Annotated in this window: 19 protein-coding genes; 4 read left to right on the top strand and 15 right to left on the bottom strand. The window is 68.7% G+C overall.

Features of this window, described 5'->3' with window-relative positions; translation table 11 throughout:
- Genes pdxA through trpS form a run of 3 tightly spaced genes read left to right on the top strand, consistent with a single transcriptional unit; the run spans position 1 to position 3,055 of the window.
- Entirely contained in the window at positions 1-1,104 is a 1,104-nt protein-coding gene (gene pdxA, locus C265_RS25565; protein ID WP_010813876.1) for a 4-hydroxythreonine-4-phosphate dehydrogenase PdxA, read from the top strand.
- Positions 1,105-1,121: 17 nt separating this feature from the next.
- On the top strand, positions 1,122-1,964 hold the full coding sequence (rsmA, locus tag C265_RS25560) for a 16S rRNA (adenine(1518)-N(6)/adenine(1519)-N(6))-dimethyltransferase RsmA (protein ID WP_010813875.1): 843 nt from the start codon (positions 1,122-1,124) through the stop codon (positions 1,962-1,964).
- 56 nt (positions 1,965-2,020) lie between these two features.
- On the top strand, positions 2,021-3,055 hold the full coding sequence (trpS, locus tag C265_RS25555; RefSeq protein WP_010813874.1) for a tryptophan--tRNA ligase: 1,035 nt from the start codon (positions 2,021-2,023) through the stop codon (positions 3,053-3,055).
- Between the two features lie 52 nt (positions 3,056-3,107).
- On the opposite strand, the gene C265_RS25550 is transcribed toward trpS, so the two are convergent.
- From C265_RS25550 to C265_RS25480, 15 genes are all read right to left on the bottom strand, one after another.
- Positions 3,108-4,013 (bottom strand): DMT family transporter, encoded by a 906-nt coding sequence (locus C265_RS25550; protein ID WP_010813873.1) that lies wholly within the window; start codon positions 4,011-4,013, stop codon positions 3,108-3,110.
- 12 nt (positions 4,014-4,025) lie between these two features.
- Positions 4,026-4,433 carry a lactoylglutathione lyase gene (gene gloA / locus C265_RS25545; RefSeq protein WP_010813872.1) on the bottom strand — a complete coding sequence of 136 codons (408 nt, stop codon included), beginning with the start codon at positions 4,431-4,433 and terminating at the stop codon, positions 4,026-4,028.
- Positions 4,434-4,516: 83 nt separating this feature from the next.
- A complete protein-coding gene (locus C265_RS25540; protein WP_010813871.1) occupies positions 4,517-5,377 on the bottom strand; it encodes a M48 family metallopeptidase in 861 nt (286 codons plus the stop codon).
- Complete coding sequence (locus C265_RS25535) at positions 5,374-6,138, bottom strand: 1-acyl-sn-glycerol-3-phosphate acyltransferase (RefSeq protein WP_011614553.1); 765 nt, start codon at positions 6,136-6,138, stop codon at positions 5,374-5,376. Before C265_RS25535 ends, C265_RS25540 begins: the two co-directional genes overlap by 4 nt.
- A 41-nt stretch (positions 6,139-6,179) precedes the next feature.
- Positions 6,180-6,767, bottom strand: coding sequence for a D-glycero-beta-D-manno-heptose 1,7-bisphosphate 7-phosphatase (gene gmhB / locus C265_RS25530; RefSeq protein ID WP_010813869.1), 588 nt, complete (start codon positions 6,765-6,767; stop codon positions 6,180-6,182).
- Positions 6,768-6,788: 21 nt separating this feature from the next.
- Complete coding sequence (glyS, locus tag C265_RS25525; RefSeq protein WP_010813868.1) at positions 6,789-8,912, bottom strand: glycine--tRNA ligase subunit beta; 2,124 nt, start codon at positions 8,910-8,912, stop codon at positions 6,789-6,791.
- Between the two features lie 36 nt (positions 8,913-8,948).
- The gene (locus C265_RS25520) at positions 8,949-9,578 is read right to left on the bottom strand and encodes a hypothetical protein (protein ID WP_010813867.1); all 630 of its coding nucleotides are present in this window, start codon (positions 9,576-9,578) and stop codon (positions 8,949-8,951) included.
- The gene (glyQ, locus tag C265_RS25515) at positions 9,575-10,522 is read right to left on the bottom strand and encodes a glycine--tRNA ligase subunit alpha (RefSeq protein ID WP_010813866.1); all 948 of its coding nucleotides are present in this window, start codon (positions 10,520-10,522) and stop codon (positions 9,575-9,577) included. The genes C265_RS25520 and glyQ overlap by 4 nt, the downstream gene beginning before the upstream one ends.
- 587 nt (positions 10,523-11,109) lie before the next feature.
- Positions 11,110-12,720, bottom strand: coding sequence for an apolipoprotein N-acyltransferase (lnt, locus tag C265_RS25510; protein ID WP_010813865.1), 1,611 nt, complete (start codon positions 12,718-12,720; stop codon positions 11,110-11,112).
- Positions 12,717-13,604, bottom strand: coding sequence for an HlyC/CorC family transporter (locus tag C265_RS25505; protein WP_010813864.1), 888 nt, complete (start codon positions 13,602-13,604; stop codon positions 12,717-12,719). Before C265_RS25505 ends, lnt begins: the two co-directional genes overlap by 4 nt.
- A 144-nt stretch (positions 13,605-13,748) precedes the next feature.
- Positions 13,749-14,495: an rRNA maturation RNase YbeY gene (gene ybeY / locus C265_RS25500; RefSeq protein ID WP_010813863.1), complete on the bottom strand. Its 747-nt coding sequence runs from the start codon at positions 14,493-14,495 to the stop codon at positions 13,749-13,751.
- Complete coding sequence (locus C265_RS25495) at positions 14,496-15,494, bottom strand: PhoH family protein (protein WP_010813862.1); 999 nt, start codon at positions 15,492-15,494, stop codon at positions 14,496-14,498.
- A gap of 33 nt (positions 15,495-15,527) precedes the next feature.
- Positions 15,528-16,880, bottom strand: a complete 1,353-nt coding sequence (miaB, locus tag C265_RS25490; RefSeq protein ID WP_010813861.1) for a tRNA (N6-isopentenyl adenosine(37)-C2)-methylthiotransferase MiaB — start codon at positions 16,878-16,880, stop codon at positions 15,528-15,530.
- 89 nt (positions 16,881-16,969) lie between these two features.
- Positions 16,970-17,371, bottom strand: coding sequence for a hypothetical protein (locus C265_RS25485; protein WP_010813860.1), 402 nt, complete (start codon positions 17,369-17,371; stop codon positions 16,970-16,972).
- A gap of 113 nt (positions 17,372-17,484) precedes the next feature.
- On the bottom strand, positions 17,485-19,170 hold the full coding sequence (locus C265_RS25480) for a ClcB-like voltage-gated chloride channel protein (protein ID WP_010813859.1): 1,686 nt from the start codon (positions 19,168-19,170) through the stop codon (positions 17,485-17,487).
- Positions 19,171-19,469: 299 nt separating this feature from the next.
- Here C265_RS25480 and C265_RS25475 point away from each other — a divergent pair.
- A partial coding sequence (locus tag C265_RS25475) for a DEAD/DEAH box helicase (RefSeq protein WP_010813858.1) occupies positions 19,470-20,885 on the top strand: 1,416 nt, incomplete at its 3' end.

The following is a 20,885-nucleotide window of genomic DNA, read 5'->3' as shown; positions in this document are numbered from 1 at the left end:
ATGCCCGACCCGCTAGCCCTTGCCATCTCGACCGGAGAACCCGCCGGCATCGGTCCCGATATCACCATCGGGGCGTTGCTGCAGCTGGCGGGCGCCAACAATGGCGTCGGCGGCGGGCAATACCGCTTCCATGTGCTGGGCGATGCCCGCCTGCTGGCCGATCGCGCCGCGGCGCTGGGCGCCACGCACGCCTGGGAGCGGCGCATTGCCGACGGCGACGTGGTGGTCGAGGACATACCGCTGGCGGTCGCGTGCGAGGCCGGGCGGCTCGACGCGCGCAACGGCCCCTATGTGCTGAAGCTGCTCGATGCCGCCATCCGCGGCTGCCGCGCGCGCGGCAAGTCCGCGCCCCGGTATGCCGCAATGATCACGGCGCCGGTGCAGAAGAGCACCATCAACGACGCCGGCGTCCCCTTCACCGGCCATACCGAATACCTGGCCGAGAGCGCCCGCGTGCCGCGCGTGGTGATGATGCTGGCCGGCCCGCAGCCCGCGCACGACGGCGCCATGCTGCGCGTGGCGCTGGCCACCACCCACCTGCCGCTGCGCGCGGTGCCCGATGCGCTGTCGGTGCCGCTGCTGGTGCAGACGCTGTCGATCATCGATGCCGACCTGCGCCGCTACTTCGGCATCTCGCGGCCGCGCATCCTGGTCACGGGCCTGAACCCGCACGCCGGCGAAAGCGGCCATATGGGCCGCGAAGAGATCGACATCATCACGCCCGCGCTGGCGCAGGCCAAAGATGCCGGCATCGACGCGCGCGGACCCTTTCCGGCCGACACGCTGTTCCAGCCGCGCCACCTGCGCGATGCCGACTGCGTGCTGGCGATGTACCATGACCAGGGGCTGGCGCCACTGAAATACGGCACCTTCGGCCACGGCGTGAATATCACGCTGGGGCTGCCCTTTATCCGCACCTCGGTGGACCATGGCACCGCGCTCGACCTTGCCGGCACCGGCCAGGCCGAACACGGCAGCATGATCGAGGCCATCCGCAGTGCGGTCACCATGGCCGGCCACGCCAATGGCCGGCGCCCTGGCAGCAACGGTGCCACGGGCAGCCATCCTGGCCACACCCATTCCGGCCTGCAGCCGCCATGCTGAAGCTGGACGAATAACCCATGCGTTCAAACGTGCACCAGGGCCATGTGGCCCGCAAACGATTCGGGCAGAACTTCCTGGTCGACGACACCATCATCCACGGCATCGTCAATGCCATCAGCCCGCAGGCCGACGACGTGCTGGTCGAGATCGGCCCCGGCCTGGGCGCGCTGACCGACCCGCTGCTCGAACGGATCCCGCAGATGCAGGTGGTTGAGCTGGATCGCGATCTGGTCGAGCGCCTGCGCCGCCGCTATGGCGAGCGCCTGCAGGTCCACGCCGGCGATGCGCTGGCGTTCGATTTCGACAAGCTCGCCGTGCCCGGCCGCCCGCTGCGCATCGTCGGCAACCTGCCGTACAACATCTCCAGCCCGCTGCTGTTCCACCTGATGGATTTCGCCGACCACGTGCGCGACCAGCACTTCATGCTGCAGAAAGAGGTGGTGGAGCGCATGGTGGCCGAACCCGGCAGCAAGGCCTTCGGCCGGCTCTCGATCATGCTGCAGGTGCGCTACTACATGGAACACGTGCTGGACGTACCGCCGGGCGCCTTCAATCCGCCGCCCAAGGTCGATTCCGCCGTGGTCCGCATGATCCCGTGGCCGCGCCACAGCGACGGCCGGCTGCGTTCGCCGCATGCCGATTGCGACATCACCGTGCTGGGCGACGTGGTCACTGCAGCGTTCTCGCAGCGGCGCAAGGTGCTGCGCAACACGCTCTCGTTCCTGCGCGACCAGGTCGACTTCGATGCGATGGGTTTCGACCTCGGCCGCCGCGCCGAGGAAGTGCCCGTCGGCGAATATGTCGAACTGGCCCGGCGCCTCGGTGGTACGCCATCCGGCCGGGCCGGACAGGCCGCCTGAGGCCCGCGCATCCCGATTCCCGAATTTCCCGCGACTATTTCGTGCAAGACCGTCCCATGACAGCCCAGACCCAAACCAACCGGCGTCCCGTGATCCTGACCGGCGACCGTCCCACCGGCCCGCTGCACCTTGGCCACTATGTCGGCTCGCTGAAGAGCCGCGTGACGCTGCAGGACACGCATGAGCAATACGTGCTGCTGGCCGACACCCAGGCCATGACCGACAACGCGCACGATCCCGACAAGGTGCGCCGCAACGTGCTGGAAGTGGCGCTGGACTACCTGGCCGTGGGCATCGACCCGGCCAAGACCACCATCACCGTGCAGTCGCACCTGCCGGCGCTGGCCGAGCTGACGCTGATGTACCTGAACTTCGTCACGGTGGCGCGGCTCGAGCGCAACCCGACCATCAAGGAAGAGATCCAGGCGCGTGGCTTTGGCCGCGACATCCCGGCCGGCTTCCTGTGCTACCCGGCATCGCAGGCCGCGGACATCACTGCCTTCAAGGCCCACGTGGTGCCGGTGGGCGAAGACCAGGCGCCGCTGATCGAGCAGACCAACGAGATCGTGCGCCGCATCAACCACCAGGTCGGCCGCGAAGTGCTGCCCGAATGCAAGGCCCTGATCCCCGAGTTCGGCCGCCTGCCTGGCGTCGACGGCAAGGCCAAGATGAGCAAGTCGCTGGGCAACGCGATCGCGCTGGGGGCTTCGCCCGAGCAGATCAAGGCTGCGGTGCACAGCATGTACACCGACCCCAACCACCTGCGCGTGTCGGACCCGGGCCAGGTCGAGGGCAACGTGGTGTTCACCTACCTGGATGCGTTCGACCCCAACACCGAGGAAGTCAAGGCGCTGAAGGAGCACTACCGGAAGGGCGGCCTGGGCGACATGGTGCTCAAGCGCCGCGTCGAGGGCATCCTGCAGGACATGCTGGCCCCGATCCGCGCGCGCCGCGAAGAACTGGCCAAGGATCCGGACTATGTGTTCGACATCCTGCGCCAGGGCACCGCGAAGGCACGCGCACTGACCCAGCAGACGCTGGACGAAGTGCGCGACGCGCTCGGCATGTTCTCGTTCGAGGCACGCCGCTGAGCGTCAGGCAGCGGCGGCTCCGGCCGCCGCAGTATTGCGCTTGCCGCGCCGCTCAGGCGCGGCGATTGACCAGCACGATGCCGGCCAGCACCAGGAGTGCCGCCACGGCAAAGCGCGGGCCCACCGCGTCGTGCATCAGCACCACGCCGAAGGCGACCCCGAACAGCGGCGTCAGGAAGGAAAATACCGACAGCCGCGACGCCAGGTAGCGCCGCAGCAGCCAGAACCAGGTCAGGTAGCTGGCAAACGCGATCAGCACTGACTGGTAGAACAGGCTCGCCAGCACCACCCCGTCGATCTGCACGGTTGCGGTCTGGCCGGCGGCCACCGCCATCGCCAGCAGCATCACCGCGGACACCGCCAACTGGTACAGCAGGGTCTTGCTGGCCGGGGCGCTGGCCAGCGGGCTGGCGCGCACCACCAAGGTGGTGGCGGCCCACAGTGCGCCGGCGAGGATGCCAAGCGCATCGCCCGGCAGCGTGCTGCCCTGCGCCGACGGCGCGGCAATGCCATCGGCAAAGGCCAGTGCCATGCCCGCGAACGCGAGCGCCACGCCCAGCCATTGCCAGGTGTGGAGCCGCTCACCCGGCACCACGAAATGCAGGCCCAGCGCGGTGAAGATCGGTGCGGTGTACAGGAACACCGCCATGCGCGAGGCCGTGGTGTGTCCCAGCCCGACGAAGATGCAGAAGAACTCCGCGCCGAACAGCAGCCCGGCCAGCAAGCCGGCGTTCAGCGTGCCGTCGCGCCGCCACAGCGGCGTGCCGCGCCAGGCGGCAAAGCCGAACACCAGCAACGCCGCCACCGCCGAGCGCACGCCGGCCTGCAGCACCGCGCCCATCACCGGCGCGGTGACCTTGATCACCACCTGCTGCAGGCCCCAGGCGGCGCACAGCACCACCATCAGGCCCACGGCGATGCCGTCGAGCGGCTGCCGGGTCAGGGCTTGCGTGCTCATCGCCAGCGTCCGTCAGGGACGCCTGGCGTCGCGGGTCGAATGGCGCTCGATCAGTTCGATCTTGTAGCCGTCCGGGTCTTCGACAAAGGCGATCACGGTGGTGCCGCCCTTGACCGGGCCGGCTTCGCGCGTGACCTTGCCGCCGGCGGCGCGGATGCGCTCGCAGGCGGCCGCGGCATCATCGGTCTCCAGCGCGATATGGCCGTAGGCCGTGCCCAGGTCATACTGGTCGACGCCGTAGTTGTAGGTCAGCTCCAGCACCGCGGTCTCGCTCTCGGGGCCGTAGCCGACGAAGGCGAGGCGGTACTTGTACTCAGGGTTGTCGCTCTGGCGCAGCAGCTGCATGCCGAGCACGCGGGTATAGAAATCGATGGAGCGCTGCATGTCGCCGACGCGCAGCATGGTGTGGAGGAGTCGCATTTGAGGGCCTTCAACTGTTTTAGGTATAGGAAGGCGCCATTTTAGTGCGTTTGGCCGAAACGTACCGGCCCGCTCCCGCCCGCTCAGAAAGTCGGCAACAGCTCGGGCGGGTGTGCCCGCAGTTGCGCGCGCGCATCGCGGAACTCGGGGAAGATCGATTCCACGGTCTGCCAGAAGCGCGGGCCGTGGTTCATTTCCTTCAGGTGCGCCAGCTCGTGCGCGGCGACATAGTCGATCATCGACAGCGGGAAATGCATCAGGCGCCAGTTCAGCCGGATCTTGCCGTCGGCGGTGCAGCTGCCCCAGCGCGTGGCAGCCGAGGTCAGCGCAAAGCCGGTGTGGCGCACGCCCAGCTTGTCGGCGTAGATATCGAGGCGCTCGGCCAGCAGCCGGCGTGCCTGCTGCTGCAGCCAGCCCTGCACGCGGTCCTTGATCTGCTGCTCGTCGGCATGGCCCGGCAGCGCCAGGTGCAGCACGCGGCGGTCGGCATCGAACAGCAGCGCGCCGAGCGGCGACTCCAGCGACAGCGTCAGCGGCTGCCCCAGGAAGGGCAGGCTGGCGCCGTCGCGCCATTGCACCGTGGGCAGGATGCGGCGCGACTCGCGGTGGCGCCACTCGCCCAGCTTGTTGAAGATCCAGCGCTGTTTTTCCAGGATGGCCGACTCGATGTCCGCCAGCGTGACCCAGCGCGGCGCCGTGATCGACAGGCCGCGGTCGTCGATGGTGAAGCCGATGGTGCGGCGCGCCGAGCGCTTGAGCGTGTAGTGCAGCGGCCGTTCGCCGATACGCAGCAGGCGTGCATTGGGTTGCGGCACCGGCCAGGCGGGCTGCTGCGGCGGCTCCGGCGCAGGCGGGGCCGCAGGCTGCGGCGCCTGGGCGGACTCCGCCAGCGGCAGCTCCAGCTGCGCGCCGTCGGCGTCGGTGGCGGGTCGCAGCAGCTTCATGCGGCGGGCCCGCCCGGGGCCGCGCTCCGGTAGCTCTGCGGATCGATGCGGCGCATATCGCGCTCGATCCATTCCGCCACCTCCTGGTTGAGCTGGTCCGCGGTCTTGTTGGCCGAGGCGATCGCCGGGCCAACCGAGATCGTCACCATGCCCGGGTGCTTCAGGAACGAATTGCGCGGCCACACCCGGCCCGAGTTGACCGCCATCGGCAGCACCCAGGCGCCGGTTTCCACCGCCAGGCGCGCACCGCCGCTCTTGTAGCGCGCCTTCTCCAGGCCCGAAGGCGTGCGCGTGCCTTCCGGGAACATGATGATCCAGGCGCCTTCGGCCAGCCGCTCGCGGCCCTGACGCGCGGCCGAGGCGAAGGCGCGGGTGCCTTCCTTGCGGTTGATATGGACCATCTTCAGCATGCCCAGCGCCCAGCCGAAGAACGGCACCAGCAGCAGCTCGCGCTTGAACACGAAGCACAGCGGCTTGGGCATCAGCGCCACGTAGGCCACGGTTTCCCAGGCTGACTGGTGCTTGGACAGCAGCACCACAGGCTTGTCGAGCATCACGTCCATATGCTCATGGCCTTCAATGCGGTACTGGATGCCGCAGATGCCGCGCGCGGCCCAGATCACCAGCAGGGGCCAGCCGCGCACGAAGCGGAAGCGCTGGTCGGCATTCATGAACGGGAACACCAGGAAGCAGGCGCAAGCGTACGGCGGCGTCAGCACCAGCAGGTACAGCGCAAACAACAGGGAACGGAGAAACGTCATGCGGGGGGGCGGGGGTGCGAATAGGGAATGGATGCGGGCGGTCAGCCGGCGCTATGAGTGGGTGGGCGCTGTGCGCCGCCGTTGCCGGTCAGCCAGCGCGCAAACGCGAGCAGGTCGTCGTGCACTTGCGTGCCCGGCGGCAGGGCGCCCTGGTCGAGGGTCTTCTGGCCCTTGCCGCTGCGTACCAGGTGCGGCGCGCAACCGACCGCCACGCCGGCTTCCAGGTCGCGCAGCGAATCGCCAACGATGGGCACGCCGCGGAGCTCGATGCCGAAGCGCTCGCTGATCTGCTCCAGCATGCCGGGCTTGGGCTTGCGGCAGTCGCAGCCGTCCGCGGCGGTATGGGGGCAGAAGAACACCGCGTCGACGCGCCCGCCCAGGCGCGCGAGCAACGTGTGCATCTTCTCGTGCATGGCGTTGAGCGCGCTCATCTCGAACAGCCCGCGGCCGATGCCGGACTGGTTGCTGGCGAGGACCACGCGGTAGCCGGCCTGGTTCAGCGCGGCGATGGCCTCCAGGCTGCCGTCGATCGGCACCCATTCATCGGGCGTCTTGATGAACTGGTCGCTGTCGAGGTTGACCACCCCGTCGCGGTCCAGGATGACAAACTTGGGCGGCGTCTGCGGCATGTGCGGCTCCGGTGGCTGAGATCAGGCGGCCAGCTTGGAGATGTCGGCCACGCGGTTGGCCATCGCGTGCAGCGAAGCCAGCAGCGCCAGGCGGTTGGCGCGCAGCTGCGCATCCTCGGCCATCACCATCACATCATTGAAGAAGCGGTCGACGGCATCGCGCAGCTGGGCCAGGTCGCGCAGCGCGGCGGTGAAATCGCCGCTGGCGAAGGCGGCTTCCACGGCCGGGCGCACGCGCTCGATGGCGGCGTGCAGCGCGCCTTCGGCCTCTTCCCGGAACAGCGCCGGATCGACCGCGCCGACCGGTTCGGTGTTCTTGCGCAGGATGTTGGTGATGCGCTTGTTGGCGGCGGCCAGGGCCTCGGCCTCGGGCAGCGCGGCAAAGGTGCGCACGGCTTCCATGCGGCCCAGGATGTCGTGCAGCTGGTCCGGGCGCAGGCTGACCACGGCCTCGACTTCGTTGGTGGTGTAGCCCTTGTCCTTCAGGTAGCCGCGCACGCGGTCGTACAGGAAGTCGGCGATTGCGTCGGGTGCCGGCTTGACTGCAGCGATGCCGGCAAAGGCCTGTTGCGTCAGCGCCAGCAGCGACGACAGCGACAGCGCCAGCGGCTTTTCGATCAGCATGCGCAGGATGCCCAGCGCATGGCGGCGCAGCGCGAACGGATCCTTCTCGCCGGTGGGCTGCAGGCCGATGCCCCAGATCCCGACCAGGGTCTCGAGCTTGTCGGCCAGCGCCACGGCGGTGCTGACCGCGCCTGCGGGCAGCGCATCGCCGGCAAAGCGCGGACGGTAGTGTTCGGAGCAGGCCAGTGCCACGTCTTCGGCTTCGTCGTCGTGGCGGGCATAGTACGTGCCCATGGTGCCCTGCAGCTCGGGGAACTCGCCGACCATGTCGGTCAGCAGGTCGGCCTTGGCCAGTTCGGCGCCGCGCATCGCGGCGGCCTTGTCGGTCGGCACGCCGCTGCCGTTGAGGGCGTCAGCGATATGGCCGGCGATCTGCTGCAGGCGCTGCACGCGGTCCAGCTGGGTGCCGATCTTGTTGTGGTAGACCACGCTGGCCAGCTGCGGCACGCGCGACGCCAGCGTCTTCTTGCGGTCCTGGTCGAAGAAGAACTTGGCATCGGCCAGGCGCGGGCGCACCACGCGCTCGTTGCCGGTGATGATCGACTGCGGCGTCTCGGTGGCCAGGTTCGACACGATCAGGAAGCGGTTGCGCAGGTGGCCGTCGGCATCGGTCAGCGCAAAGTACTTCTGGTTGGTCTGCATGGTCAGGATCAGGCATTCCTGCGGCACCGCCAGGAAGGCTTCCTCGAAATGGCAGGCATAGACCACCGGCCATTCCACCAGCGAATTGACTTCATCGAGCAGCGACTCGGGCATGATCACCTGGTCGGCGCCGGCTTCCTTGAGCAGCGCGGCGCGCATGCGCTCGCGGCGCTCGGCGTAGCTGGCGACCACGTGGCCGGCGGATTCCAGCCGCTGCGCATAATCATTGGCATGCGCGATCTCGATCACGCCATGCGACAGGAAGCGGTGGCCCTGGGTCAGGTTGCTGGCCTGCAGCCCCAGCAGCGTCACCGGCAGGATCTCGGCGCCGAACAGTGCGATCAGGCTGTGCGCCGGGCGCACGAAATGCACGGTGCTGCCGTCCGGGCGCTGGTAGCTCATGACCTTGGGGATCGGCAGCTTCGCAATGGTGTCTTCCAGCGCTGCCTGCACCGCGGCAGCCAGTTCGGCGCCGCGTGCGGTATAGCGGTAGAAGAAGGCCTCGGCCTTGCCGTCGGAGGCGCGCTCCAGCGACTGCCAGTCGATCTCGGCAACGCCGACCGACTTGGCCAGCGCAGCCAGCTTCTTGGCCAGCGGCGCGGTGGGCTCGCCGTTGGCGTCCAGCGCGACCGACAGCGGCAGGACCTTCTCGCGCTGCTCGCGGTCCGGCGCGCTGCGGCGCACGCCCGACACCAGCGCGGCCAGGCGGCGCGGGGTGGCGAACGGCGTCACGGTGGCGCCCGGCTCAAGCAGGTCGCGCTCGCCCAGGCCGGCGAACAGGCCCTGCGCGAAGGAGTCGCCCAGGCGCGCCAGCGCCTTGGGTGGCAGCTCTTCGGTGAACAGTTCGATCAGCAGCGAGTCGGTCATGGGTTGCGACATGAATCGTATCCAACAGGTTGTAGCGCGCGCCGCTTATCAGCAGCGCGGCGAAAGATTAGGTTCCACTCCGGACAGCAGCCACAGGCCGTTCTGTTGCCGGAATTGCAGCGTGGTGTAGGCGCATTGCGCGGCCGCCGCGGCGCTGGCCGCGCCGTTGCTGCCGCCGCGGCTGCCTGCAGCCGGGAAGCGTGCGTCGATGCGGCGCAGGCGCTTGTCGTAGCGGATCTCGTCGATGCGCCCGCCCACCCAGAAATCGATCTTCGGCGGCAGCTGCGCCGCCGAATAGTAAGTCTTGACCGTGCGGCGGGTGCGGCCGTTGCGGGTCTCCATCTCCACCCACGTCAGCGGGTAGCGGATCGCGCTTTCATAGGCGCGCAGCGGCACGCGGTGCCACCCCAGGTCGCGCTGGCCGGACAGGTCGCACGAGAACGAGCGCACCAGCTGCGCCCACTGGTCGAGCGCGTTCAGCGACGGGCGCCATTGGCGCGCCATGGCCAGCTGCAGCGCCTGCGGATCGGCCTCGCACACATTGCTCAGTTCGGCCGGCAGCATCAGCACCTGCGCGCTGGGTGCCGCCTGCGCGCGCGCGCCGATGGCATTGCCGGCGGCGGCGAGCGCGGCGATCGCCATGGCGCAGCACAGCGCGCTGCGCGCCAGTTGCGTCATGCCCGGGCTCCGCCGTTGCCGCACATCGGGAAGCCGAGGGCCTCGCGCGAGTCGTAGTAGGCCTGCGCCACCTGGCGCGACAGGTTGCGGATGCGGCCGATATACGCCGCGCGCTCGGTCACCGAGATCGCGCCGCGCGCGTCCAGCAGGTTGAAGGTGTGGGCGGCCTTGAGCACCTGCTCGTAGGCGGGCAGCGCCAGGCGCGTGCCGGCGGCCTGGCCTTCCTCGGCGCCATCGCCGTTGCCCATCAGCCGCTTGGCTTCGCCTTCGTGCTCGGCGAAATGGCGGAACAGGATCTCGGTGTTGCTGTGCTCGAAGTTGTAGGTCGACTGCTCGACTTCGTTCTGGTGGTACACGTCGCCATAGGTCAGGCGGCGCGTCTCGCCGTTCTCGACCCACTCGGTCCAGATCAGGTCATAGACGTTCTCGACCTTCTGCAGGTACATCGCCAGGCGTTCGATGCCGTAGGTGATCTCGCCGGTGATGGGCTTGCAGTCGATCCCGCCCACCTGCTGGAAGTAGGTGAACTGCGTCACTTCCATGCCGTTGAGCCAGACTTCCCAGCCCAGGCCCCAGGCGCCCAGCGTGGGGTTCTCCCAGTCGTCCTCGACGAAGCGGATGTCGTTCTGCTTCAGGTCCAGGCCGAGCGCCTCGAGCGAGCCCAGGTACAGCTCCAGGATGTTCTCCGGCGCGGGCTTGAGCACCACCTGGTACTGGTAGTAGTGCTGCAGGCGGTTGGGGTTCTCGCCATAGCGGCCGTCCTTGGGGCGGCGCGACGGCTGCACGTAGGCGGCACGCCACGGCTCGGGGCCGAGCGCGCGCAGGAAGGTGTGTACGTGGGATGTGCCGGCGCCGACCTCCAGATCGATGGGTTGCAACAGCGCGCAGCCCTGCCGGTCCCAATAGGCCTGCAGGGTCAGAATCATTTGTTGGAAGGTCAGCATATGAAGACTAGGTAGAGGCACCCGGGCGCGGTCGCGGCGCCCGGCATGCAGGCCGCGCGGCGCGTGCCGGAGCCGGCGCATGCGGATTTTGCCAAACCCTGAATTCTATCGGCTTTTTGGCGAGGCGCCCCGTTTGGCGGGGCCGGCTAGGTCACGCACCGATGGTGGAGGATGCCCGCCAATGTCGGTCCTACGCAACGCATCGGGAAAATACCGAGGCGGATTTCAGGTTTGGCCGCTGCTGGCCGATAACGTTTTTGTATACAGTATGAGTAAGCAACCCGTTTCAGAGCGTTGCGATTGACAGTCCGTGCCGGCATGGCGGGCACGGCGGCTGCTGGCTGGCACCGCAGTAGCCGTTTGTCGGTAACTGATTATTGATGGGGACTTGGCATCATGGCACTTCTTTCTCGCAAACCTTACCTGGTCGCAATCGTGGTCATGATCGCCGCGGCCACCGTGTCCGTGGCGACCGGGCTGCTGAACTGAACCGGCTGGCGCCCACCTGAGGCGCCACCACCGGCACCGCAATCCAGCGCCGGACGGCGGCGGCGATCCCGCCGGGTCCGGTGCCTGCTCCTGTGCCTTCAGCCTGCACCGCGCAGCTTGCGCACACGCCAGGCAGCAAGCCCCAGCACCAGTGCAAACAGCGCCAGCACCGGCGCGTTCCCCCAGCGGATATAGGGCGTCAGCCCCTGCATGCCCTGCACCTCGGCCGCCAGCGTGCCGACCGTGAAGGTCGGCAGGCGTTGCTGCACCGAGCCGTCCGGACGCACCACCGCGGTCATGCCGGTATTGGTCGAGCGCAGCATCGGCCGGCGCGTTTCCAGTGCGCGCATGCGCGAGATCTGCAGGTGCTGGTCCAGCGCGATGGTGTCGCCGAACCATGCCAGGTTGGTCAGGTTGGCCAGGACATTGGCCGGCGCCGGCTGCTGGCGCAGCGTCTGCGCGATCTCCTCGCCGAACAGATCCTCGTAGCAGATATTGGGCGCCACGCGCACGCCGCGCACCGGCAGCGAGGCCTGGTCGAGCCCGCCGCGGCGGAAGTCGCCCAGCGGCATCTTCATCATGTCGACGAACCAGCGGAACCCCAGCGGGATGAATTCGCCGAACGGCACCAGGTGGTGCTTGTTGTAGCGGTACAGGCGTTCGGTCTCGGGGCCCAGGCCGAAGACGCTGTTGGTGAAGTCCACCGGCGAGTCGGCGCCGGCGGCGCCGAACAGCACCGTGGTGCCGCTGGCCAGCGCGTAGTCGCGCACCGCCACGGCCACGTCGACCGGCAGCTCCTGCAGGATGACCGGGAACGCGGTTTCCGGCGTGACCACGAGGTCGGCCGGCGCGGCGGTGATCATGTCGCGGTACAGCTCGATCGAGCGCTGGATGCCGGCGGGCTCGAACTTGATGTCCTGGGCCACGTTGCCTTGCAGCAGCCGCACCGACAGCGGCTTGCCGGCGGGCGTGGTCCAGGCCAGCGGCGCCAGCGCGGCGCCCGCGGCGGGCAGGGCCAGTGCCAGTGCCAGGGCGCCCAGCGCCCGGCCGCGCTCGCCGCGGCCCAGCCCGCGTACTGCAGCCGCCAGCAGTGCCGCCACAGCGGCTGCCAGCGCGCCGATGCCGTACACGCCAAGCAGCGGCGCGAAGCCGGCCAGCGGGCCATCGGCATGGGCATATCCGCCCGACAGCCACGGGAAGCCGGTAAACACCACGCCGCGCAGCCATTCGGTGAGTCCCCAGGCAGCGCCGAAGGCCAGCGGCGCCAGCAGCGTGGCCCGGGGCAGGCGCGCCGTCAGCCGATGCCACAGCGCGCCGGCCAGTGCCGGGTAGAGCGACAGGAAGCCCGAGAACAGCACCACCGCGAGCGCGGCCATCCACGCCGGCATCTCGCCGTAGACGTGCATGCTGATATAGAGCCACCAGATGCCGGACAGGAACCAGCCCAGCCCGAAGGCATAGCCAGTGGCGGCGGCCAGGCGCGCGCGCGGCGCGTCGGCCATCAGCGCGGCCAGGCCGGCCAGCGACAGGATCTGCAGCCACCACCAGTCATGGGGGGCAAAGGCTTGCGTATGGGCGATGCCGAGCACGCCGGCCAGCAGCAGCCGCGCCATGGTCGCCGTGCGCGAATGCGCGCGCGTGCCAGGCACGCCCGCCGGGGCGGCGTCGGCAGCGGCGGCGCCGTTGAGGATCGGGGCGGAACGCTTCATGCGCCGGCCGCGCCCGCGTTGTCGCCGTTGGATTCCCGGTGCACCTGCAGCAGGTGCACCTGGCGCGCGTCGGCGCGCAGCACTTCGAAGCGGATCGGCGGCAGGGTGATGACCTCGCCGCGGTGGGGCACGTGGCCCACGTGGTTGGATAGCAGCCCGCCCACGGTATCGACATCGTGGTCGGAGAAGGCGGTGCCGAAGGCGTCGTTGAACTGGGCGATCTCGGTCAGGCCGTGCACGCGCCAGCTGCCGTCGGGCATCGGCAGGATATTGTCCTGGTCTTCGTCCAGGTCGAACTCATCCTCGATGTCGCCGACGATCTGCTCCAGCACGTCCTCGATCGTCACCAGGCCTGCCACGCCGCCATACTCGTCGACGACCATGGCGATATGGTTGCGGTTGATGCGGAAGTCGCGCAGCAGGATGTTCAGGCGCTTGGACTCGGGGATGAACACCGCCGGGCGCAGGGTCTCGCGCAGGTCGAAGGCGGGGTCGGTGTAGTAGCGCAGCAGGTCCTTGGCCAGCAGGATGCCGATGATGTTGTCACGGCTGCCTTCATAGACCGGGAAGCGCGAGTGCGCGGTCTGCTGCATGAAGGGGATGAACGCCTCCGGGGCATCCGCGATATTGACCATATCCATCTGCGCGCGCGGCACCATGATGTCGCTCGCGGTCAGTTCGGAGACCTGGAACACGCCCTCGATCATCGACAGCGAGTCGGCGTCGATCAGGTTGCGCTCATGCGCTTCCTGGAGCACTTCGAGCAATTCCGCGCGGGTGTCCGGCTCGGGGGAAATCAGGTCTGACAGGCGTTCGAGAAGCGATCTGGGCCGATCGGCCTGCTTCAGGTAAGCGGGCTTCGAACTGGGATAAGGGTCGTTCATTTCGCGGCGAGCGCGTGGTGGAGATCGTCTGAAGGATACACTAAAAGCCTGGCCGTCCCGTGACGGCGGGCGGTGGCCTGCGACAATATGTGCAGCAGGCGGCGCCCGGTCGGCGCCGCCCGTGAGAAAGGAATTACGCGGGGATCACGCGGTGCGATCGCCCTGGTAAGGGTCGGCGTAACCGAGTGCCTGCAGCGTTTCGGTCTCGATCGCCTCCATTTCCTCGGCCTCGGCGTCTTCCTCGTGCTCGTAGCCTTGCGCATGCAGCACGCCGTGCACGATCAGGTGCGCATAGTGCGCTTCCAGCGGCTTGCGCTGCTCGCGCGCCTCGGTTTCCACCACCGGGCAGCAAAGCACGATATCGCCCGTGACCGGGTCTTCCTCGTTCTCCGCATAGGCAAAGGTCAGCACATTGGTGGCGTAATCCTTGCCGCGATAGGTGCGGTTCAGCGTGCGGCCCTCTTCCTCATCGACGAAGCGGATGGTCAGCGCGGCGTCGGCATACAGCGCCGACTTGACCCAGGTCTCGATCTTGCGGCGCGGCGGCAGGCCGGCGCGCTTGCCGACGCCGTCGCCGTTCTGGATCTCGAGTTCGAGTCCGGGCGGGGTGGCCGGCGTGCCGGTGGTGGTGACCACCGGCGTGGCGGTCACGGCCACCGACAGCGAGTCATGGTTGTCCGGGCGCACCAGCAGGCCAGCCTGCTGGTTGGTGTCGGTGTGCTCGGCCAGCAGCGCGACCACGCCGTCGGCGGCCTGCGACAGGTCCAGCGTCAGGCTGCGGCCGTCGGGCAACTGCACGCGCAGCGCGTGCGCGGCGCTCTTGCGCGCGCGGCCGTCGCCGTCGAACAGGGTCAGGCTCACGGCGGAAGACTTGGATTTCTGGGATTTCAATTAAGCGTCCTTGTGCTGGGCGTGGTATTCGTCATAGGCATCGACGATGCGGGCCACCAGCGGATGGCGCACCACGTCGATGCTGGTAAAGCGGGTGCAGGCAATGCCGCGCACGTCGCGCAGCACGTGCAGCGCCTCCACCAGGCCGCTCTTCTGCCCCCTGGGCAGGTCGATCTGGGTGGTGTCGCCGGTGATCACCGCCTTGGAGCCGAAGCCGATGCGCGTGAGGAACATCTTCATCTGCTCGGGCGTGGTGTTCTGCGCCTCGTCCAGGATGATGAAGGCATGGTTCAGCGTGCGCCCGCGCATATAGGCCAGCGGCGCGATCTCGATCATCTGGCGCTCGAACATCTTCTGCGTGCGGTCGAAGCCAAGCAGGTCGTACAGCGCGTCATACAGCGGGCGCAGGTAGGGGTCGACCTTCTGCGCCAGGTCGCCAGGCAGGAAGCCCAGGCGCTCGCCGGCTTCCACCGCCGGGCGCGTCAGCACGATGCGCTTGACCGCGTCGCGCTCCAGCGCATCGACCGCGCACGCCACTGCCAGGTAGGTCTTGCCGGTGCCGGCCGGGCCGACACCCAGCGTCAGGTCGTGCGACAGGATATTGCGCAGGTAGTCGCGCTGCGCCACGGTGCGGCCCTGCAGGCCGGTGCGGCGCGTGTGCAGCACCGGCGATTCGTCGCCGATCTCGCGCTCTTCGACATTGTCGCCGTTGCCGGGCAGGTAGCTGCCATGCGCGGACAGCTGGCGCGTTTCCACCAGGCCCAGCTGCACGTCGTCGATCGACAGCGGCGTGCGCGCCTGGTTGTAGAAGCGCTCCAGCGCCGTTGCCGCATCCTGCGCGTTGCCGCCGCGCACCGTCATGCGGTGGCCACGGCGCTGGATGTTCACGTCCAGCGCCTGCTCGATCTGGCGCAGGTTCTCGTCGAGCGGCCCGCACAGGTTCTGCAGCCGGGTGTTGTCGTCCTTGGGGGCGACGAATTCTGCGGAAGGGATTTTCATCGGTAGGCGATGGCCTCGCTGGATGGTGCCTGGTTACTGCCGAACCACGATCTCGCCGCGCAGCGAGTGCGGGAAGGCCTGCGTGATGCTGACATCGACCAGCTGGCCGACCAGCCGGTCGCGGCCTGCCTGCGGCACGCCCGGCAGCGCAAAGTTGACCACGCGGTTGTTCTCGGTGCGCCCGTGCAGCTCGGTCGGATCCTTGCGCGCGGGGCCTTCCACCAGGATGCGCTGCACCGTGCCGACCATGTTCTGGCTGATGCGCTGCACGTTTTCCTCGATGGTGGCCTGCAGGCGCTGCAGCCGGCGCAGCTTGACCTCGTGCGGGGTGTCGTCGTGCAGGTTGGCAGCGGGCGTGCCCGGGCGGGGGCTGAAGATGAACGAGAACGAGGTGTCGTAGCCGATCTCTTCGATCATCGCCATCAGCTTCTCGAAGTCGGCATCGGTCTCGCCGGGGAAGCCCACGATAAAGTCCGAAGACATCGACATATCCGGGCGCAGCACGCGCAGCTTGCGGATGATGCTCTTGTACTCCAGCACGCTGTAGCCGCGCTTCATCGCCATCAGGATGCGGTCGGACGCATGCTGCACCGGCAGGTGCAGGTGGTTGACCAGCTTGTCGCAGCGGCCGTACAGCTCGACCAGGCGCGAGGTGAATTCCTTCGGGTGGCTGGTGGTGTAGCGGATGCGCTCGATGCCGGGGATCTCGGCCACGTACTCGATCAGCAGCGCAAAGTCGGCGATCTCGGTGGTGTCGCCCATTTTGCCGCGGTAGGCGTTGACGTTCTGGCCCAGCAGCGTGACTTCACGCACGCCCTGTTCGGCCAGGCCGGCGACTTCGGCCAGCACGTCCTCGAACGGGCGCGACACTTCCTCGCCGCGGGTATAGGGCACCACGCAGTAGCTGCAGTACTTGGAGCAGCCTTCCATGATCGAGACAAAGGCGCTCGGGCCTTCGACGCGTGCCGGCGGCAGGTGGTCGAACTTCTCGATCTCGGGGAAGGAGATATCCACCTGCGACTGGCCGGTGCGCTGGCGGCGCGCGATCAGGTCGGGCAGGCGGTGCAGCGTCTGCGGGCCGAACACCACGTCGACATAGGGTGCGCGCGAGACGATGCTGGCACCTTCCTGGCTGGCCACGCAGCCGCCCACGCCGATCACCAGGTCGGGTTTGACGGCCTTGAGCGCCTTCATCCGGCCCAGTTCCGAGAACACCTTCTCCTGCGCCTTCTCGCGCACCGAGCAGGTGTTGAACAGGATCACATCGGCGTCTTCGACGTTGTCGGTGGGTTCCAGCCCCTGGCTGGCGTTGAGGACGTCGACCATCTTGTCCGAGTCGTACTCGTTCATCTGGCAGCCGTACGTCTTGACGAAAACTTTCTTCATATGCCGATCTCAGTGGTTGACCTGGGGGCATCAGGATGTTGCAACAACACGGCCGGCGCGTGGGGCACGCTGGTCGCACTTCCGGGGGACTACGATTTCTTCTTCAGCGCCTTCTGTTCCGGCTCGCTCAGCACCCAGGCGGTCAGCAACTGGCCGTACAGGTCCAGCTTGTACCGCACCGGCAGCTTCTGGCCCGCCACCGCGGCACTGGCCAGCAACTGGTTGTCGGAGCCGAACAGGCGCAGGCCCGGCGCCACGCCGACGGTCTTGCCGTCGAGCGTGGCCGTCTGCGGGGCACCGGCAGACGGCGTGGCGATAACGAGCCTGGCCGCCTGCGCATCGTCCGGGATCGCCCGCACCGGCTGGGCCATCGCGCTTGCCGCACCGAGCAGCAGGGCGGCGGCGCAGGCCAGCGCTGGCAACAGCCTGCGGGCGCGCCCGGGTTGGACAGACTCCGGCGCCTCGCGGCGCGCATCACGACCTGCTGGCATGGGGGAGAACTCCGACAAATGGGACGACGCGTTGGCGGGAAACGCCCAAAGGCGGGCGCAACCCGGCATTTTACCCCGCTGGCGGCCTGGCCGGGTCGGCGATGCGGCGGGGCTCAGAACAGGCAGGATGCCTCTTGCAGCACACGCTGCTTGGACACCGTGCCCATCAGTTCGCGGCCGGCGCTGTCGCGCACCAGCGGGATGCGGTTGATGCCGTGCTCGGCAAACACCGCCAGGGCGTCGCGCAGGCGCGAATCCGGCGTCAGCGCGGGGAAGTCGCGCTCGGCCAGCGCCAGCACGTCGTCCGCGGCGCCCTCGCGCTGGGCGCGCTGCAGCGCATGGATTGACAGCGCGCCCAGCAGGCGGCCATCCGCTTCGACCAGATAGAGGTAGCGCGTGCCGGTCTCGGCAAACTTGTCGGCTGCGGCCGACAGGGTGGCGTTGGGGTCGAGCACGGTATCGGTCGGGTCGCACAGGCCCGCCAGCGTCAGCGTGCGGGCGTGTTCGGCCGCGGCCGAGGCCTGCGCGCGCTCGGCGATCACGCTGTACAGCGACAGCGTCTGGCAGCGTGACGCGGTGTAGTACGCCGCCACTGCGCCGATCATCGACGGCAGCAGCAGCGCGGGCGCCAGCGTCATCTCGAACACCATCAACACCGACATCAGCGGCGCCTGGCTGGTGGCCGCCAGGAACGCGCTCATGCCCACCAGCGGCAGCAGCGGCGCCGCAGCGGCCGCCGTGCCCTGCATGCCGATGGCCAGTAACTGCCCGAGCGCCGCCCCCACGAACAGCGACGGCGTGAACACGCCGCCGACCGCCCCCGAGCCCATGCTGATCACCGTAGCCACCAGCTTGGCCAGCAGCACGCCGGCCACCGGCACGCTCAGCGGCTGCTCCTGCAGGATGGTCTGGATGGTGGAATAGCCGTTGCCAACCACCTCGGGCACCGCCATCGCGAGCACGCCGACCAGCGCCCCGCCCAGCGTCAGCCGGGCCACCGGGCCGCCAGGCATCGCTGCAAAGCGGCTGCGCGCAAAGCCCGCCGCACGCATGAACAGCGCGCCCGCAATGCCGGCGGCCACGCCCAGCGCGGCCGCGGCCAGCAGGATGTGCGGGCGCAGGTCGGGGGCGATATCCAGGCCCGGGTAGAGCGGCTGCAGGCCGCCGTGCCACTGGCTGACCATGGCACCGGCCACCGAAGCCAGGAAGAGCGGCATCAGGCGCTGCACCGCGAGCGCCCCGAACACCACTTCGGCAACGAAGACGGCAGCGGAGAAGGGGGTGTGATAAACGGTGGCAAGGCCCGCCGCGGCCCCGCAGGCGGTCAGCATGCGGCGCATGTTCGAGCCGCCGCCGCGTTCCAGCCGGGTCGACGGGAACAGCGAGCCGCACAGCGCCGCCAGCTGGATCATCGCGCCTTCCTTGCCGACCGAGCTGCCGCTGACGATCGAGAAAAACGACGAGAGCGCGCGCAGCAAGGTGATCCGCACCGGCAGGCGGCCGCTGCCGCTGGCCACCGCTTCCATGTAGTCGGTGGCGCCGCCGTGGCTGCCGGCCAGGCGATTGGCCAGCACCAGCAGGCTGCCCGCCAGCGCGCCGCCCACGGCCGGCACCACCACACGCCACGCCAGCGCCAGCGTGGCGAATACGGCGACCACGTCGGCATGGCTGGAAAACAGGACCACGCCCGCGCCATCCAGCGCCTCCTTGAACAGCGTGGTGGCAATGGCCGCGACGATCCCGACCGGGATGGCCGCGAACAGGGTGACTTCCTGGTCTTCGAGGAAACGCAAGCGCATGGCGGCTTTCCGGGGCACATGTGGAGCGGGTGCGGAGCCGGAGAGGGGCGGGCAGAGGCTGTCATGATAGCGCAGCGCCACCCGCGCAGACCCGATGTGCGCCGGCGCGCATGCGGGGCCGCGCGCGGTGCAGAACCCGCTGGTCCCGGACTGGTACACTACCGCTCTTTCCTTCGCGGGCGGGCCGGTGCCCTGCCATGCCGGCTTCCCGGCGTTCGCGTTCCGATTCCGATCCGATTACCAGGAGCCATCCGGCGTTTGGCGCACCGCGTGCGCAGCGATGGCCCAAGCAGCAATTCATGTCTTTTTCTGAACTCGGCTTGTCCGACAAGATTGTGCGTGCCGTGGCCGAACAGGGCTACACCACGCCGACTCCCATCCAGGCCCAGGCGATCCCCGCCATCCTCAAGGGCGGCGACCTGCTCGCCGGCGCGCAGACCGGCACCGGCAAGACCGCCGGCTTTACGCTGCCGATGCTGCAGCTGTTGTCCGACTCCGCGGCGCGCGGCGCCAATGGCGCGCAGCGTCCGGCCCGCCTGCCGGTGCGCGCACTGGTGCTGACGCCCACGCGCGAACTGGCCGCCCAGGTCGAGGAGAGCGTGCGCAACTACGGCAAGTACCTGCGCCTGCGCTCGATGGTGATGTTCGGCGGCGTCGGCATCAATCCGCAGATCGAGCAGCTCAAGCGCGGCGTCGAGATCGTCGTGGCCACGCCCGGCCGCCTGCTGGACCACGTGTCCCAGCGCACCATCGACCTGTCGCAGGTGGAACTGCTGGTGCTGGACGAAGCCGACCGCATGCTCGACATGGGCTTCATCCACGATATCCGCAAGATCCTCAACGTGCTGCCGGCCAAGCGCCAGAACCTGCTGTTCTCGGCGACGTTCTCCGACGACATCCGCGCGCTGGCAGACCGCCTGCTGAACAACCCGGCCTCGATCGAGGTGGCGCGGCGCAATACCACGGCCGAGACCGTGGACCAGCGCGTCTACCCGGTGGACCGCGAGCGCAAGCGTGAACTGCTGGCCCACCTGGTGCGTCAGCATGACTGGCACCAGGTGCTGGTGTTCACCCGCACCAAGCACGGCGCCAACCGCCTGGCCGAGCAGCTGACCAAGGACGGCCTGTCGGCACTGGCGATCCATGGCAACAAGAGCCAGTCGGCGCGCACGCGCGCGCTGTCGGAATTCAAGTCCGGCACGCTGCGGCTGCTGGTGGCAACCGATATCGCCGCGCGCGGCATCGATATCGACCAGCTGCCGCACGTGGTCAATTTCGACCTGCCCAACGTGCCCGAGGACTATGTGCACCGCATCGGCCGCACTGGCCGCGCCGGCGCCGAGGGCGAAGCGATCTCGCTGGTCTGCGTGGACGAGATTGCGCTGCTGCGCGATATCGAACGCCTGATCAAGCGCAAGCTCGAGCAGACTGTGCTGCCGGGCTTCGAGGTCGACCCGAGCATCGCACCCGAGCCGATCCAGAAGGGCCGCCAACAGCGTGGCGGTGGTGGCCAGGGGCAAGGACAAGGCCAGGGCCGCGGACGCGCCCAGGCGCGTCCGGCCGGCAACGAAGGTGAGGGCGCCCAGCGCCAGCGCCCGGCGCGCGAAGCGCAGGCTGCGCCGCGGCAAGCCCAGGGCGGCCAGCCGCGCACGCGGGCTGCCGAAGGCGGCCAGCGCGGCAACGGTGCAGCCAACGGCAACCGTGGCGGCCAGCCC

The organism is Cupriavidus sp. GA3-3 (assembly GCF_000389805.1).
Taxonomy (GTDB): Bacteria; Pseudomonadota; Gammaproteobacteria; order Burkholderiales; family Burkholderiaceae; genus Cupriavidus; species Cupriavidus necator_D.
This window is presented reverse-complemented; position numbering and strand designations above follow the sequence as displayed.

Excerpts from the sequence above, each read along its gene's own strand:
- pdxA (WP_010813876.1), top strand. The coding sequence starts at position 1 with ATGCCCGACCCGCTAGCCCTTGCCATCTCGACCGGAGAACCCGCCGGC.
- rsmA (WP_010813875.1), top strand. The coding sequence starts at position 1,122 with ATGCGTTCAAACGTGCACCAGGGCCATGTGGCCCGCAAACGATTCGGG.
- trpS (WP_010813874.1), top strand. The coding sequence starts at position 2,021 with ATGACAGCCCAGACCCAAACCAACCGGCGTCCCGTGATCCTGACCGGC.
- C265_RS25550 (WP_010813873.1), bottom strand. The coding sequence starts at position 4,013 with ATGAGCACGCAAGCCCTGACCCGGCAGCCGCTCGACGGCATCGCCGTG.
- gloA (WP_010813872.1), bottom strand. The coding sequence starts at position 4,433 with ATGCGACTCCTCCACACCATGCTGCGCGTCGGCGACATGCAGCGCTCC.
- C265_RS25540 (WP_010813871.1), bottom strand. The coding sequence starts at position 5,377 with ATGAAGCTGCTGCGACCCGCCACCGACGCCGACGGCGCGCAGCTGGAG.
- C265_RS25535 (WP_011614553.1), bottom strand. The coding sequence starts at position 6,138 with ATGACGTTTCTCCGTTCCCTGTTGTTTGCGCTGTACCTGCTGGTGCTG.
- gmhB (WP_010813869.1), bottom strand. The coding sequence starts at position 6,767 with ATGCCGCAGACGCCGCCCAAGTTTGTCATCCTGGACCGCGACGGGGTG.
- glyS (WP_010813868.1), bottom strand. The coding sequence starts at position 8,912 with ATGTCGCAACCCATGACCGACTCGCTGCTGATCGAACTGTTCACCGAA.
- C265_RS25520 (WP_010813867.1), bottom strand. The coding sequence starts at position 9,578 with ATGACGCAACTGGCGCGCAGCGCGCTGTGCTGCGCCATGGCGATCGCC.
- glyQ (WP_010813866.1), bottom strand. The coding sequence starts at position 10,522 with ATGCTGACCTTCCAACAAATGATTCTGACCCTGCAGGCCTATTGGGAC.
- lnt (WP_010813865.1), bottom strand. The coding sequence starts at position 12,720 with ATGAAGCGTTCCGCCCCGATCCTCAACGGCGCCGCCGCTGCCGACGCC.
- C265_RS25505 (WP_010813864.1), bottom strand. The coding sequence starts at position 13,604 with ATGAACGACCCTTATCCCAGTTCGAAGCCCGCTTACCTGAAGCAGGCC.
- C265_RS25495 (WP_010813862.1), bottom strand. The coding sequence starts at position 15,494 with ATGAAAATCCCTTCCGCAGAATTCGTCGCCCCCAAGGACGACAACACC.
- miaB (WP_010813861.1), bottom strand. The coding sequence starts at position 16,880 with ATGAAGAAAGTTTTCGTCAAGACGTACGGCTGCCAGATGAACGAGTAC.
- C265_RS25485 (WP_010813860.1), bottom strand. The coding sequence starts at position 17,371 with ATGCCAGCAGGTCGTGATGCGCGCCGCGAGGCGCCGGAGTCTGTCCAA.
- C265_RS25480 (WP_010813859.1), bottom strand. The coding sequence starts at position 19,170 with ATGCGCTTGCGTTTCCTCGAAGACCAGGAAGTCACCCTGTTCGCGGCC.